We start from the raw sequence: 270 nt of genomic DNA on the forward strand, positions 1-270 counted from the left end.
GCGATGTCGGCCTCCTATGCCGATGGCCAGTCTTTGCAGGCGGCCAGCCTGGTTGGTCATAACGTATTGGCCGCCGGTAAATCCATCACGGTCAGCGGTGAAAAAGCCTCGGCAGGCTATGAGCTGACTGATTCTGCAGATCAGGTCAGCGTGTCGGTCCGTGATACGGCCGGCAAGCTGGTGGGCAGTTTTGATTTGGGCCCGCAAAAGGCCGGTGTGCATACCTTTGACTGGGACGCCAAGGGCGTGGCCGATCAAACCTATAACTTT

General features: G+C 57.8%; 1 protein-coding gene. It reads left to right on the forward strand.

Going from position 1 to position 270, the window contains the following annotated elements; genetic code table 11:
* Positions 1 to 270: flagellar hook assembly protein FlgD (locus ACZ3GY_RS24025; RefSeq protein WP_465912248.1), on the forward strand; the 270-nt coding region annotated here is incomplete at both ends.

The sequence above is a fragment of the Pseudomonas sp. PME37.24/006 genome (assembly GCF_055556635.1).